The 13,088-nt window shown below is 63.3% G+C and carries 12 protein-coding genes; 5 read left to right on the top strand and 7 right to left on the bottom strand.

Annotated elements, in window-relative coordinates:
* Positions 1 to 41: 41 nt before the first annotated feature.
* Positions 42 to 563 (bottom strand): DciA family protein, encoded by a 522-nt coding sequence (locus tag ACUXH0_RS18410; RefSeq protein ID WP_004633051.1) that lies wholly within the window; start codon positions 561 to 563, stop codon positions 42 to 44.
* A gap of 69 nt (positions 564 to 632) precedes the next feature.
* Between ACUXH0_RS18410 and ACUXH0_RS18405 the strand changes: the two genes are divergently transcribed.
* The 5 genes from ACUXH0_RS18405 to ACUXH0_RS18385 all read left to right on the top strand — a co-directional run bounded on the left by ACUXH0_RS18405 (position 633) and on the right by ACUXH0_RS18385 (position 7,297).
* Entirely contained in the window at positions 633 to 1,598 is a 966-nt protein-coding gene (locus ACUXH0_RS18405) for a M23 family metallopeptidase (protein ID WP_012436465.1), read from the top strand.
* A gap of 250 nt (positions 1,599 to 1,848) precedes the next feature.
* The gene (gene secA, locus ACUXH0_RS18400) at positions 1,849 to 4,653 is read left to right on the top strand and encodes a preprotein translocase subunit SecA (RefSeq protein ID WP_012436464.1); all 2,805 of its coding nucleotides are present in this window, start codon (positions 1,849 to 1,851) and stop codon (positions 4,651 to 4,653) included.
* Positions 4,654 to 4,727: 74 nt separating this feature from the next.
* The gene (gene argJ / locus ACUXH0_RS18395; RefSeq protein WP_012436463.1) at positions 4,728 to 5,957 is read left to right on the top strand and encodes a bifunctional glutamate N-acetyltransferase/amino-acid acetyltransferase ArgJ; all 1,230 of its coding nucleotides are present in this window, start codon (positions 4,728 to 4,730) and stop codon (positions 5,955 to 5,957) included.
* A gap of 16 nt (positions 5,958 to 5,973) precedes the next feature.
* On the top strand, positions 5,974 to 6,858 hold the full coding sequence (locus ACUXH0_RS18390; protein ID WP_012436462.1) for an ATP-binding protein: 885 nt from the start codon (positions 5,974 to 5,976) through the stop codon (positions 6,856 to 6,858).
* A complete protein-coding gene (locus tag ACUXH0_RS18385) occupies positions 6,848 to 7,297 on the top strand; it encodes an NUDIX domain-containing protein (RefSeq protein WP_012436461.1) in 450 nt (149 codons plus the stop codon). Before ACUXH0_RS18390 ends, ACUXH0_RS18385 begins: the two co-directional genes overlap by 11 nt.
* On the opposite strand, the gene ACUXH0_RS18380 is transcribed toward ACUXH0_RS18385, so the two are convergent.
* The 6 genes from ACUXH0_RS18380 to pilB form a co-directional block, all read right to left on the bottom strand.
* On the bottom strand, positions 7,290 to 7,493 hold the full coding sequence (locus tag ACUXH0_RS18380) for a DNA gyrase inhibitor YacG (protein ID WP_004633040.1): 204 nt from the start codon (positions 7,491 to 7,493) through the stop codon (positions 7,290 to 7,292). The genes ACUXH0_RS18385 and ACUXH0_RS18380 overlap by 8 nt on opposite strands.
* Before the next feature lie 8 nt (positions 7,494 to 7,501).
* The gene (gene zapD / locus ACUXH0_RS18375) at positions 7,502 to 8,260 is read right to left on the bottom strand and encodes a cell division protein ZapD (RefSeq protein ID WP_004633038.1); all 759 of its coding nucleotides are present in this window, start codon (positions 8,258 to 8,260) and stop codon (positions 7,502 to 7,504) included.
* A 135-nt stretch (positions 8,261 to 8,395) separates the two neighbouring features.
* Positions 8,396 to 9,010: a dephospho-CoA kinase gene (gene coaE / locus ACUXH0_RS18370; RefSeq protein WP_004633035.1), complete on the bottom strand. Its 615-nt coding sequence runs from the start codon at positions 9,008 to 9,010 to the stop codon at positions 8,396 to 8,398.
* A 13-nt stretch (positions 9,011 to 9,023) separates the two neighbouring features.
* Entirely contained in the window at positions 9,024 to 9,905 is an 882-nt protein-coding gene (locus ACUXH0_RS18365; RefSeq protein ID WP_012436460.1) for a prepilin peptidase, read from the bottom strand.
* A 4-nt stretch (positions 9,906 to 9,909) separates the two neighbouring features.
* Positions 9,910 to 11,184 carry a type II secretion system F family protein gene (locus ACUXH0_RS18360; RefSeq protein ID WP_004633031.1) on the bottom strand — a complete coding sequence of 425 codons (1,275 nt, stop codon included), beginning with the start codon at positions 11,182 to 11,184 and terminating at the stop codon, positions 9,910 to 9,912.
* A gap of 44 nt (positions 11,185 to 11,228) precedes the next feature.
* A complete protein-coding gene (gene pilB / locus ACUXH0_RS18355; protein WP_004633029.1) occupies positions 11,229 to 12,956 on the bottom strand; it encodes a type IV-A pilus assembly ATPase PilB in 1,728 nt (575 codons plus the stop codon).
* Between the last annotated feature and the right edge of the window lie 132 nt (positions 12,957 to 13,088).

Raw genomic sequence — 13,088 nt, 5'->3', positions numbered from 1 at the left:
TGCGTTTGTACCCATGAAAAAAGCGCCCTGCGGGGCGCTTTTTATTTGGGCCTGGCCGCAGGTGCAACATGCCGTGCGATCATTTCGGCCAAGGCCTTCCGGAGCGGCGAATCGGGCAGTTCGTTGGCAAGTGCCGCCAGGCTGTTGACCCCAACTGCTGTCATCCTGGCGCGTTTAGGCGGCTTTTCGGTCTCTTGTGGCCATAAACTGTCGCTGCCCCCTTGCGGTTGTACGCGTACACGAATTGCGGTAATCTGCGATCCCCGGCGCTGCAGACGCTCTAGCAAGGTGGGTACCACCTGCCGTAAGCGCGCCGCAGCCGCACTATGTGCGGCGAGCAACACCAGAGTCGCTTCTCGGCTGTCGCGCGCATCGTTCTTGATGCCGCCGATCGCCACGCCGCCGCCCAAGCCGGGCGGCAACAGCGACAACACCTCCGCTTCCAATGACGCCAATTGCCTGGCCGCCTGCATCAGCGGGCCGACCGAACCGGCACCCGAGAGCCAGTCCTGGACGGGTTTTGCCACAGGCGTCTTGAGAGCGGGATGAACAAAGATTCGCATGCCGGCATTGTAGGGCGCTTCATCGCCCTTTCGTGCCGGTGGGCAGCTTTTTTGTCCGGAAAACGAGCGATGCAGATCATCCTGATTCACCCGCGCAAGGCCGGCGCGATGCACCTGTCGCGACGCGGCGTCTTCGTGGCTATTGGCGCGGCGCTGCTGACCGTGGCGGCCCTGTCCGTCGGTGGGACGTGGCTGGCGGCCAAGCAGGGGCTGCTGCCAGGGGCGGCAGCTTCCGCGGTTGCCAGCGCAGACCAGCGTGTCACCCGCGAAAACCTCAACCTGATGGCCGCGCGCATCGGCGAAATGCAGGCGCAGATCGCGCGCCTGGACGCGCTGGGGGCCCGCGTGTCGGGCCTGGCCGGTGTGCTGCCGCGCGAGTTCGATTTCAAATCGCAGCCGAGCCGGGGCGGGCCGGAAGGCGCGTTCTCCCGGCCGATGTCGATGCCGGAAATCCAATCCGAGTTGAATCGCCTGACGCGCTCGGCTGACCAGCGCAACGATTACCTCAGCGTGCTGGAGAGCACCCTGATGGACCGCCAAATCCACGCGAAGATGATGCCCACCGTGCGCCCAGTGGCGACGGGCTACGATTCGTCGGGTTTTGGCACGCGGATCGATCCGTTCACGGGCCGCCGCACGCAGCATGACGGCGTCGATTTCGTTGGCCCTGTTGGGACGCCCATCGTCGCGGCTGCTGGCGGCGTGGTGGTGGCCAGCGAATTCCACCACGAATACGGCAACATGATCGACATCGACCACGGCAACGGCCTGAAGACGCGCTATGCCCATGCGTCGAAGGTGTTCGTGAAGGTCGGTGACATCGTGAAGGCGGGCGAGCGCATCGCGCTGATCGGCCGCACTGGCCGTGCCACCGGCCCCCATCTGCATTTCGAGGTGCACGTCAACGACGTCCCGCAGAATCCGGTGGCCTTCCTGGAGAACGCCGGCCAGCCCAAGATGGCAGCCAACAAGGCGCCAGCGCCGAAGGTTGCGGCGGCCGATATCGGCAAGAGCATGGCGGCTGCCGGCCATTGATCCGGGCCGGGTTGCAATCGGGGTCGCCCATCCCCAATTCAGCGTGAGTGTGTGGCCGCTCGGACGGCGTTCGATGCAGCTCTAAAGTGCAGCGTTCCCGCCACATCCGGCGGTTCTGCTGCCATCAAGCGGGTGTTTTGCACATGCTAAACTCCCGCCTTTGCGCCAACCCTTTCTGGGCCGTTGTGCTGCCTGTGTTTCGCGGTCTCTCTCGACGCGCTTCCCGGTTGCGCACCAGCCCTAGCCATCGATGATCACGGGCCTTCTCAAGAAGATTTTCGGCAGCCGTAATGAACGGCTGATCAAACAGTACCGCCGCAAGGTGGCGCAGATCAATGCGCTCGAGCCCAAGTTCGAAGCGCTCTCCGATGCCGAGTTGCAGGCCAAGACCGAAGAATTCCGTCAACGCTTTGCCAAGGGCGAGACGCTCGACGCGCTCCTGCCCGAAGCGTTCGCTGTGTGCCGCGAGGCCAGCAAGCGTGTGATGAAGATGCGGCACTTCGACGTGCAGCTGATCGGTGGCATGGTGCTGCACGACGGCAAGATCGCCGAAATGCGCACGGGTGAAGGCAAGACGCTGACCGCCACGCTGGCCGTATACCTGAACGCCATTTCCGGCCAGGGCGTGCACGTCGTGACGGTCAACGATTACCTGGCTCAGCGCGATGCCGAGTGGATGGGCCGCCTGTATAACTGGCTGGGCCTGTCGGTGGGGGTCAACCTGACCACCATGGACCATGACCAGAAGCAGGCTGCCTACGCGTCGGACATCACCTACGGCACCAACAACGAGTTCGGCTTCGACTACCTGCGCGACAACATGGTGTACGACGCCGGCCAGCGCGTGCAGCGTCCGCTGAACTACGCGATCGTCGACGAGGTGGACTCGATCCTGATCGATGAAGCGCGTACCCCGCTGATCATCTCTGGCCAGGCTGAAGACCACACCGACCTGTACCGCCGCATGAACGGCATCCCGGCGCAGCTCACGCGCCAGATCGGCGAAGAGAAGTCGGATGGTACGGGTGTCGAGAAGCCAGGCGACTACTACGTCGACGAAAAATCGCACCAGGTCTACCTGACCGAATCCGGTCACGAGAAGGCTGAGCAGATCCTGCTGCAAGCCGGCTTGATCGGCGAGGGCGAGTCGCTCTACGCGCCGCAGAACATCACGCTGATGCACCACCTGTACGCCGCCCTGCGTGCGCACAGCCTGTTCTTCCGCGATCAGCACTACGTTGTGCAGAACGGTGAAGTGGTGATCGTCGATGAATTCACCGGCCGCCTGATGTCGGGCCGCCGTTGGTCCGACGGTCTGCACCAGGCCGTGGAAGCCAAGGAAGGTGTGCAGATCCAGCAGGAAAACCAGACGCTGGCGACCATCACGTTCCAGAACTACTTCCGCATGTACAACAAGCTGTCGGGCATGACCGGTACGGCGGACACGGAAGCGTATGAATTCCAGGAGATCTACGGGCTGGAAACCGTGGTGATCCCGACCAACCGCCCCCCGCAGCGCAAGGACTTGCAGGATCAGATCTACAAGACCTCGAAGGAGCGCTACGACGCCGTCATTCGCGACATTCGCGATTGCTACGAGCGTGGCCAGCCGGTGCTGGTGGGCACGACGTCCATCGAAAACTCCGAACTGCTGTCGAACCTGCTGAACCAGGCCAAGCTGCCGCACCAGGTGCTGAACGCGAAGCAGCACGAGCGTGAGGCCGAGATCATCGCGCAGGCCGGTCGCCCGAAGATGATCACCATCGCCACCAACATGGCGGGCCGTGGTACCGACATTGTGCTGGGCGGCAATGTGGAGAAGCAGTCCGGCTTCGTGATGGCCGACGAGTCGCTCTCCGACGCAGAAAAGGCCTCGCGCGTGAAGACGTTGCAGGACGAATGGCAATCGCTGCACGAGCAGGTGAAGGCTGCGGGCGGTCTGCACATCGTCGGCACCGAGCGCCATGAGTCTCGCCGGATCGACAACCAGTTGCGTGGCCGTGCCGGCCGTCAGGGTGATCCGGGTTCGTCGCGCTTCTATCTGTCGCTGGACGACCAGCTGCTGCGCATCTTCGCGGGCGACCGCGTGCGCGCGATCATGGATCGCCTGAAGATGCCCGAAGGCGAGCCGATCGAAGCCGGCATCGTCACGCGCTCGATCGAATCGGCGCAGCGCAAGGTTGAAGGCCGCAACTTCGATATCCGCAAGCAACTGCTGCAGTACGACGACGTCTCCAACGATCAGCGCAAGGAACTCTACAAGCTGCGCAACGAGATTCTCGAAGCGCAGGACGTGGGCGACCTCGTCAAGAACCTGCGTGAATCCGTGTTCACGGAGCTCTTCCGCACGTATGTGCCGGCCGAGACCATGGAAGAGCAGTGGGATGTCGCCGGTCTGGAAAAGACGCTGCGCGAGGACTGGGGTGTCGATCAGCCGCTGGTCAAGACGCTGGAAGCGGCGCAGTCGATCGAAGACGAAGACCTGCTTAAGATCGTGCTGGACGCCGCCGAGGCGGTGTACGAAGGCAAGGTGGCGCAGGTTGGCCGTGAGTCCTTCGCCGGCTTCGAGCGTTCGGTGATGCTGCAAAGCCTCGACACGCACTGGCGTGAGCACCTGGCGGCGCTCGACATGCTGCGCCAGGGTATCCACCTGCGCGGCTATGCGCAGAAGGACCCGAAGCAGGAGTACAAGCGCGAGTCGTTCGAACTGTTCGGCCGCTTGCTCGATACCATCCGCAACGAAGTCACGCGTATTGTCTTCACGGTGCGCATTCAGTCGCAGGAAGAGCTGGAGCAAGCCTCCGAGCAGATCGAAGAAGATCTTTCCGCGCTGACCAACCTGCAGTACAAGCACGACGAGTTCAGCGAACTGGCCGAAGTGGCTGCAGGTGATGCGGAGATCCATGGCGCAACGCCGGCCATGGCTGCATCGCGTTCGGCGGCATCGGCCGCTGCTGCCGCACTGGCTGGCGAAGTGCCGAAGGTTGGCCGCAACGATCCGTGCCCATGCGGTTCGGGCAAGAAGTACAAGCAGTGCCACGGCAAACTTGTCTGACGCTGCTGGAACCTGTTTTCTGTTGATTCACGATGCCCGCAATGCGGGCATCCTCATTTTGAAAGGTGTGCTCCATGGCTGTGAATCTCGTCGCGCCCGCCGCTGATACCCTGTTGCCGATCGACGGCGTGGACCTCGGCTGGGCCGAGGCCGGTGTGCGCAAGGCCAATCGCAAGGACGTGCTGCTGGTTCGTATCGCCGAGGGCTCGACGGTAGCCGGTGTGTTTACGCAGAACCGTTTCTGCGCGGCGCCTGTGCAGGTATGCCGTGAGCATCTGGCGAGCGGCAAGGGCGCACGCGCGATCGTCGTCAACACGGGTAACGCGAATGCCGGTACGGGCGCGTCTGGCCTTGCGCATGCGCGTCAGACCTGCGATGCCGTGGCCAAGCTGCTGGGCGTGTCGGCGGAACAGGTGCTGCCGTTCTCGACGGGCGTGATTCTGGAGCCGCTGCCGGTCGACCGCATCATCGCCGGACTGCCCGCTGCTGAGGCGAACGCCAAGCCGGACAACTGGCTGGCTGCCGCCGAGGCGATTATGACCACCGACACCGTACCCAAGGCAGCGTCGGCCACGTGCACGCTGTCGGGCAAAACCGTGCGCATGTCCGGCATCAGCAAGGGTGCAGGCATGATCCGTCCGAACATGGCGACGATGCTCGGCTTCATCGCCACCGATGCCGATGTGGATGAAGCCGTGCTTCAAGGTCTGGTGCGCCACGCCGCCGATCACTCGTTCAACAGCGTGACGGTGGACGGCGATACCTCCACCAACGACTCGTTCGTCGTCATCGCGACGGGCCGGGCTGGCACGCCGCGCATCGATTCCGAGTCGCACCCCGACTACGCTGCGCTGCGCGATGCGCTGACGGGCCTCGCACAAGAGCTGGCGCAGAAGATCGTGCGCGATGGCGAGGGCGCGACCAAGTTCATGGCCATCCAGGTTGAGGGCGGCCGCAACGTCGAAGAGTGCCGCCTCATCGCCTATGCGGTCGCGCACTCGCCGCTGGTCAAGACCGCGTTCTACGCTTCGGACCCCAACCTGGGGCGCATCCTGGCCGCTGTGGGCTACGCCGGCGTGACGGACCTCGACGTGAACGGCGTCAACCTGTGGCTCGACGACGTGTGGGTCGCGCGAGACGGCGGCCGCAACCCCGAGTACCGCGAAGAAGACGGCCAGCGCGTGATGAAGCAGGCGGAGATTACCGTGCGCATCGCGCTCGGCCGCGGCGACGCCACCGCCACCGTGTGGACGTGCGACTTCTCGCACGACTACGTGTCGATCAACGCCGACTACCGTTCGTGATCCGGAGCGCGCCGCTATGTCGTCCGACCTTTCCGCACGGCTCGACCGCTTTCTCGGGCGGCTTGAGCAATGGCTGCCGCCTGAACTGACCGAAGCTGACTGGAACGAGGCCGTTGCGTTCCGCTGGCGCAAGCGCCAGAGCCTGTTCGGCAACATCGGCTATCTCGCACCGATCCGCCAACTGCCCCCGATCCATCTGAGCGATCTGCACAACATCGAGCGCCAGAAAGACGCCATCGTCGCCAATACGCGCCAGTTCGTGCGCAAGTTGCCGGCCAACAACGTGCTGCTGACGGGCGCACGGGGCACCGGCAAGTCGTCGCTCATCAAGGCGTGCCTGAATGAGTTCGTGAAGGAAGGCCTGCGCTTGGTCGAGGTCGACAAGGACGATCTGGCTGACTTGGGCGATATCGTCGATCAACTCTCGGCGCGCCCCGAGCGCTTCGCGATCTTCTGCGATGACCTTTCGTTCGAAGAGGGCGAGTCGGGCTACAAGGCGCTGAAGTCTGCGCTGGACGGCTCGGTGGCAACGCAGTCAGACAACGTGCTGATCTACGCAACATCGAACCGGCGCCACCTGCTGCCGGAATACATGAAGGACAACGAGACCTATCAGCACACCTCGGACGGCGAAATCCATCCGGGCGAGGTGGTGGAAGAGAAGATCTCGCTGTCGGAGAGGTTTGGGCTGTGGCTGTCGTTCTACCCGCCCAAGCAGGACGAATACCTGACCATCGTCGGCCACTGGCTCAAGTACTTCGGCTGCAGTGACGAGGACATCGCGGCCGCCCGTGGCGACGCGTTGGTATGGGCGCTGGAGCGCGGTTCGCGTTCGGGCCGCGTGGCATGGCAATTCGCCCGCGACTGGGGTGGCAAGCATGGGCGGCACCATGTCGACTGACAACCTGACGCAAGTGCCCCCGACGCACACGCCGGACGGCCGCAAGATCACCGAAGTGGCCGTTGGCGTGCTCGTGCAGCCCGACGGCAAGTTCTTGCTAGCCCAGCGTCCGGAAGGCAAGCCTTACGCGGGCTACTGGGAATTCCCGGGCGGCAAGCTTGAAGCGGGCGAATCGGTCGAGGCTGCGCTCATGCGTGAGTTGAAGGAAGAGCTGGACGTCACGCTGCGCACCTGCGTTCCCTGGCACACCATCGAGCACGACTACCCGCACGCGTACGTGCGCCTGCACTTCTGCAAGGTCACTGCCTGGGACGGCACGTTGCGCGCACTGGAAGGCCAGGATTTCGCTTGGCAGACGCTGCCGATCAGCGTCCATCCGGTGCTGCCGGCAACGTTGCCCGTGTTCGAATGGATGCGCGAGGAAACGACGGTTAGTTGAGCTTGCCGCTCGTATCGTTGCCCGGTGCGTCGGGCAGGTCGTCTTCTTCGACCACGGGGATGGTGTACTGCTCGGCTGCCCACGCGCCCAGGTCGATCTGCTTGCAACGCTCAGAGCAGAAGGGGCGGTAGCGGCTCTCAGGCACCCAAGGCACGGGCTTGCCGCAGCTGGGGCATTTGACGGTCTTCACATTCATGGTGCGGCTCAGAAATTACAGAGCTTCAGCTGGAACGGGATATCCGCGTCGACCGGCTTGGGTCGCAGGTCGCCATCCTGCTGGGTAAAGCGCACCCAGAGCATGTATTTGTTGGCGCTGATCTCGGGAATGAACCCCAGCGCCGACTCATCCAGGCGCACCTGCATCAGTTGGTACACGCGGCCCGACAGCATCTGCTGATAGCTCCCAGCGTTAGCAATCACCTTGCCACTCTGACCCGATTCGCGCAGCAGGCGCAGCACGATCATCGTGGCGTCGCGCAGCGGCACGAGCGGTTGGGCCCATTTGATGATGTCGGCGCGGCGGCGCTCGGCCGGATGATGCTGCCATGCAAAATACGCCGGCAGATCGAATTCACACGTACCACCGGGGATGATGGCGCGGCTGCGGATGCTCGTCAGCCACTCGTTGTCGGCGATGAGTTGGCCGGCCTTGCCATGTGTGGCGGTGAGATTGCCCGAGGCGGTTTCCAGCTCGCTGATGACGGCGTCGAGCGCGTCTTGATCGATCTGCGGATTGGCGCGCAGCGCGGTGAGCGTCTGGCGCTGGCGATCGAGTTCTTTCAGCAGATCGGATTTGAGATCGGCACGCCCGGCCACGTCGACCACTTCGAACAGCGTGGTCAGTGCCACGTGGTGTTGCAGCGGGTGCTCCTGCACGAGAAAGAAATCCAGCCGCTCGAACAGGTCTTCGAGGCGCAGCAGCGTCCGAATGCGTTCGTTGAAGGGATATTCGTACAGGATCAAAACTTGGGTGCCCGGTGTGCTGGCCTGCTGGCATGTGCGGCCCCGAAGCCCATTTGGCCTCGATCTGCCCGCATTCTATGCGAGACCCTCGTTCATCACAATGCAAAGGGCTGTGACGACCGCTTTCAGATCGTTTCAGTTCGACCTGTAGGTTAGGTCCAGACGGTCGATCTGCGGCAGCAAATCCGCCAGCGTACCGCTGTTGTCGATCACGTCGTCGGCGGCGGCAAGGCGGGCTTCGCGTGAAGCCTGGCGGGCGATGATGGCTTCCACTTGCGCGCGCGGCAGCCCGTTCCTGGCCATCACGCGGGCGATCTGCGTGTCAACGGGGCAGTCGACCACCAGAATGCGGTCGACCAGCGAGCGCCAGCTGTGATGCCCGGCCAAGGATTCCACCAGCAGCGGGACGACGTAGACGAGGTACGGATGCGCGCCCGATGCCTGCGCAGCGGCCCCGCGCGACAGCGCAATCTCGCGGATGAGGGGATGCGTGATCTGCTCCAGTCGCGATTTGGCCGTAGCGTCCGAAAAGGCGAGGGCGCGCATGGCGTCGCGGTCCATGGCACCGTCACTGCGTAAGATGCCTGCGCCGAACGTCTCGACCAGCTTGGGGATGGCGGCGCCGCCCGGCGCGGTGATCTCGTGGGCGATGGCGTCGGTGTCAACGATGGCGGCACCGCGCTCCGCAAGGCGATCCGCCACGTAGCTCTTGCCGCTGCCGATGCCGCCGGTCAGGCCGATCACGCGCATGCTGATCATGCCCTTATGGCGCAAGGAGCGGGCCTAGGCCTGCCATCATGAGCAGCTGCGGGCCGGCCAGCAATGCGATCACGCCGGCCCCGGCAATGAACGGTCCGAACGAGAACGGCGATTCGCTCGTCGCGCCGCGCGCAATGCGCACGAGCCCAAACACCAGTCCCACGACGGACGAGAGCAGCACCAGCAACGGCAGCGCCTGCCAGCCGAACCACGCGCCGAGTGCGGCCATCAGCTTGAAGTCGCCGTAGCCCATGCCTTCGCGGCCGCGCAGCAGCTTGTAGGCCCAATAGATCGACCACAGGAACAGGTAACCGGCCATCGCGCCGACGACCGCGTCCTGCAAGTGCGCAAACATGCCGAACAGGTTCACGCCCAGCCCGAGCCACAGCAGCGGCTGGGTGATGGCATCGGGCAACAGTTGCGTATCGGCGTCGATCATGGTGCCGGCGATCAGGAACCACAGCAGGACCGCCGATGCGACCGCCACCCACGTCGGGCCGAAGTGCCACAGGCAGGCCGCGGTCAGCAGACCAGTGACCAGTTCCACAGCGGGATAGCGCCACGAGATGGGCGCCTTGCAGGCACTGCACCGGCCGTGCAGCGCAAGCCAGCTCAACACGGGGATGTTCTCGATCGCTTTGATCTGATGACCACACGACGGGCACGCCGAGCGCGGCACGACCAGGTTGTATGCGTCGGGGTGAGGCAGCGGCTCATCACGCAGTTCTGCGATGTAGTTGGCTTCCTCCCGCTCGATCATGCGCGGCAGACGGTGGATCACCACGTTCAGGAAGCTGCCGACCAGCAAGCCGACCAGCCCGCCTGCGGCAACTACAAACCACGCCGGCAGTTGCGCCAACGTGGGGATGACGAACATCTCAGGCATTGCGTCAGACCACCGTACCAAGCTTGAAGATCGGCAAATACATCGCCACCACCATGCCGCCGATTAGCACGCCGAGGAAGACGATGATGATGGGTTCGATCAGAGTCGAGATGTTGGCGACCGCATCGTCCACCTCGCGCTCGTAGAACTCCGCCACCTTCAGTAGCATGTTGTCCAGGGCGCCGGACTCTTCACCGATCTGCGTCATCTGCAGGACCATGTTGTCGAACACGTGTGTCGCTTGCATGGCGTTGGTGAGACTCGTGCCGATACGTACCGCTTGCTGAACCTCGAGGGTCGCATCATGGTAGATCCAGTTGCCTGCGGCCCCGGCGACCGACTCCATCGACTCCACGAGCGGCGTACCGGCTGCGAACATGGTAGCCAGCGTACGCGTCCAGCGAGCAATGGTTGCCTTGCGGATGATGTCGCCAAAGATGGGAATCTTCAGGATGAAGCGATGCGTCGAACGCTGGACGTTTTCAGATCGCTTGAATGCGCGCGAAAACAGTGCAATGCCGGCGATGGGGCCCAGCACGATCGGTATCCACCACTTGACGAAGAAATCCGATATCGCAATGACGAACAGCGTCGGGGCTGGCAAATCGGCACCGAAACCGGAGAAAACGCCCTTGAACGACGGCACCACAAAGATCATCAGCACCACGGTCACTAGGAAGGCCACCGTCAGCACCGAGATCGGGTAGATCAGGGCCGACTTGATCTGCGCCTTCAGTGCGAGGGACTTTTCCATGTACAGCGAAAGCCGCTCGAGCAGCGCATCCAGAATACCGCCTTGCTCGCCCGCGTCGATCAGGTTGCAGTACAGCGTGTCGAAGTACTTCGGGTGACGGCGGAAGGCTTGCGCCATGCTGCTGCCCGACTCGATATCGACGCGGATTTCCGTCAGCAGTTGCGTGAAGTTCGGGTTGGCGTGGCCCTTTGCGATGATGTCGATCGACTGCAGCAGCGGCACGCCGGCCTTCAGCATGGTCGACAGCTGGCGCGTGAAGTAGGCGATGTCCTTCGGCGTGATCTTCTTGCCGCGGGCCGCGCGGCGGCGCTTGGATTTGGTGATCGACAGGCCTTGCTTGCGCAGGATGGCATTCACCTCGGTGATGCTCTCGGCGCGCATCTCGCCCTTGAAGATCTTGCCTTTCCGATCTTTGCCTTCCCACTCGAAGATGTACTGCGTGGGCGCCTTGGTCTTGGCGGTCTTGCCGGTCGTGCGATTGGGCGCTGCGGCCGCGCGGTTCGCGGCGGGTGCTCGTGTGGCCATGGTTGGTTCCTACCCCCCGGTATGGGAACGATTGATCGAGAAGGTTATTGGTTCGTTGTGGCCAGCACTTCCTCGAGGGAAGTCAGCCCCTGCTTCACTTTTCGCAGGCCCGATTCGCGTAGCGACATCACGCCGTCTTTGCGCGCCTGCTCGGCAATCTGCAGCGCCGTGCCATGCGTGAGAATGATTTCCTGGATCGCCTCGGTAATCGGCATGACCTGGTAGATGCCGACCCGGCCCTTGTAGCCGCTGCCGTTGCAGGTTTCGCAACCGACCGGGTGATACGGCTGCCAGGAGCCGTCGAGGTCCGCTTCGGTAAAACCCGCGTCGAGCAGCGTTTCCTTGGGCAGCGGACCCGGCTTCTTGCAATCCTTGCACAGCCGGCGCCCCAGACGCTGCGCCGTGATCATCAGCACCGACGACGCGATGTTGAACGGCGCCACCCCCATGTTCATCAGGCGGGTCAGTGTGGTCGGTGCGTCGTTGGTGTGCAGCGTGGAAAACACCAGGTGACCGGTCTGCGCAGCCTTGATCGAGATGTCGGCCGTCTCCAGATCTCGGATTTCGCCCACCATGATGATGTCCGGATCCTGCCGCAGGAACGACTTCAGCGCCGCCGCAAAGGTCAGCCCAGCCTTGTCGTTCACGTTGACCTGGTTGATGCCGGGCAACTGGATTTCCGCTGGGTCTTCGGCGGTGGAGATATTGATGTCGCCCTGGTTCAGCCTGTTCAGGAACGTGTACAGCGACACGGTTTTGCCCGATCCGGTTGGCCCCGTCACCAGCACCATGCCGTACGGCCGCTTGATTACGTCGAGCAGCAACTGCTTTTGCTCCGGCTCATAGCCAAGCTGGTCGATATCGAGCCGCTCGGTGGACGACTCCAGAATCCGGATCACGATCTTTTCGCCGAACAGCGTCGGCAGCGTCGACACCCGGAAGTCGATGGCGCGCTCGATCGTCTCTTTGTTGTCCTTGTCCTTGCGGTCTTTCGGGACGGTGATGAGCAGCTTCATGCGGCCGTCTTGCGGCACGCGCTTTTCCGAGATGTCCAGGCGCGAGAGCACCTTGATGCGGGTCGCGATCTTGTCGCGGATATCCAGCGGCGGCTGCGCGACCTGCGCGAGGATGCCGTCGATGCGGAAACGTACGCGGTAAAACGTTTCAAAGGGCTCGAAATGCAAGTCCGATGCGCCGCGCAGCAAGGCTTCGGTAAAGAGCTTCTGCAGGAAGCGCACCACAGGGGCATCGTCGATGCCGTCGGGGGTGGTGCGACGCGTGGCGGCGGCAGCGCCCGCATCGTATTCGATCTGCGTGGCCTCCTGCTTGGGGAAGAGCGACTTGATCTCGGCCGGCGCCTCATTGGCGAGGCTGAGTTGGCGAACCAGCTTGTCGTGTTCGACGATGACCGTTTCGATGGCTACGTTCATCTTCTGACGCAGCTCTTCGATCGGCTTCGGATCGCTCGGGTCGGACGTGGCGAGGATGAGGCGGTTCTCGCGACGGCCCAGCGGCAACAGGCGCAACTGGGCAAAGTGCTTGTTGGCCGACAGCACGGCCGGCACGGTGTCGAGCTTGTACTGCGCAAGGTCGAGCAGCGGCATCTGGTACTTGCCGGCCACAAACACGGCGAGGTCGTGCGCACTCATGATCCCGCTGCCCACCAGTTCGTCGATCAGTTGCGTGCGTTTTTCACGCGCGCTCTGTTCGAGTTGGGTAAGTAGCGTCGGCGCGATCCGCCGGCTCTGCGCTAGAGCAAGTCCGAGTGTCATGAGTCCAGTCCGTCAGGCTGAAGCTGACCATTTCAGCGCGCGCCGGGCCCCACCGCCTCCTGCGCGCGCTCGCCCCCCAAGGCGATTGTTCTATGTTCTGCCGCCGGTACCCCACCCATTCGTGGGGGGTGG

The sequence above is a fragment of the Ralstonia sp. 110700041-2 genome (assembly GCF_056280165.1).
This window is presented reverse-complemented; position numbering and strand designations above follow the sequence as displayed.

Coding starts and splice junctions, on each gene's coding strand:
- ACUXH0_RS18410 (WP_004633051.1), bottom strand. CDS start 563: ATGCGAATCTTTGTTCATCCCGCTCTCAAGACGCCTGTGGCAAAACCC.
- ACUXH0_RS18405 (WP_012436465.1), top strand. CDS start 633: ATGCAGATCATCCTGATTCACCCGCGCAAGGCCGGCGCGATGCACCTG.
- secA (WP_012436464.1), top strand. CDS start 1,849: ATGATCACGGGCCTTCTCAAGAAGATTTTCGGCAGCCGTAATGAACGG.
- argJ (WP_012436463.1), top strand. CDS start 4,728: ATGGCTGTGAATCTCGTCGCGCCCGCCGCTGATACCCTGTTGCCGATC.
- ACUXH0_RS18390 (WP_012436462.1), top strand. CDS start 5,974: ATGTCGTCCGACCTTTCCGCACGGCTCGACCGCTTTCTCGGGCGGCTT.
- ACUXH0_RS18385 (WP_012436461.1), top strand. CDS start 6,848: ATGTCGACTGACAACCTGACGCAAGTGCCCCCGACGCACACGCCGGAC.
- ACUXH0_RS18380 (WP_004633040.1), bottom strand. CDS start 7,493: ATGAATGTGAAGACCGTCAAATGCCCCAGCTGCGGCAAGCCCGTGCCT.
- coaE (WP_004633035.1), bottom strand. CDS start 9,010: ATGCGCGTGATCGGCCTGACCGGCGGCATCGGCAGCGGCAAGAGCTAC.
- ACUXH0_RS18365 (WP_012436460.1), bottom strand. CDS start 9,905: ATGCCTGAGATGTTCGTCATCCCCACGTTGGCGCAACTGCCGGCGTGG.
- ACUXH0_RS18360 (WP_004633031.1), bottom strand. CDS start 11,184: ATGGCCACACGAGCACCCGCCGCGAACCGCGCGGCCGCAGCGCCCAAT.
- pilB (WP_004633029.1), bottom strand. CDS start 12,956: ATGACACTCGGACTTGCTCTAGCGCAGAGCCGGCGGATCGCGCCGACG.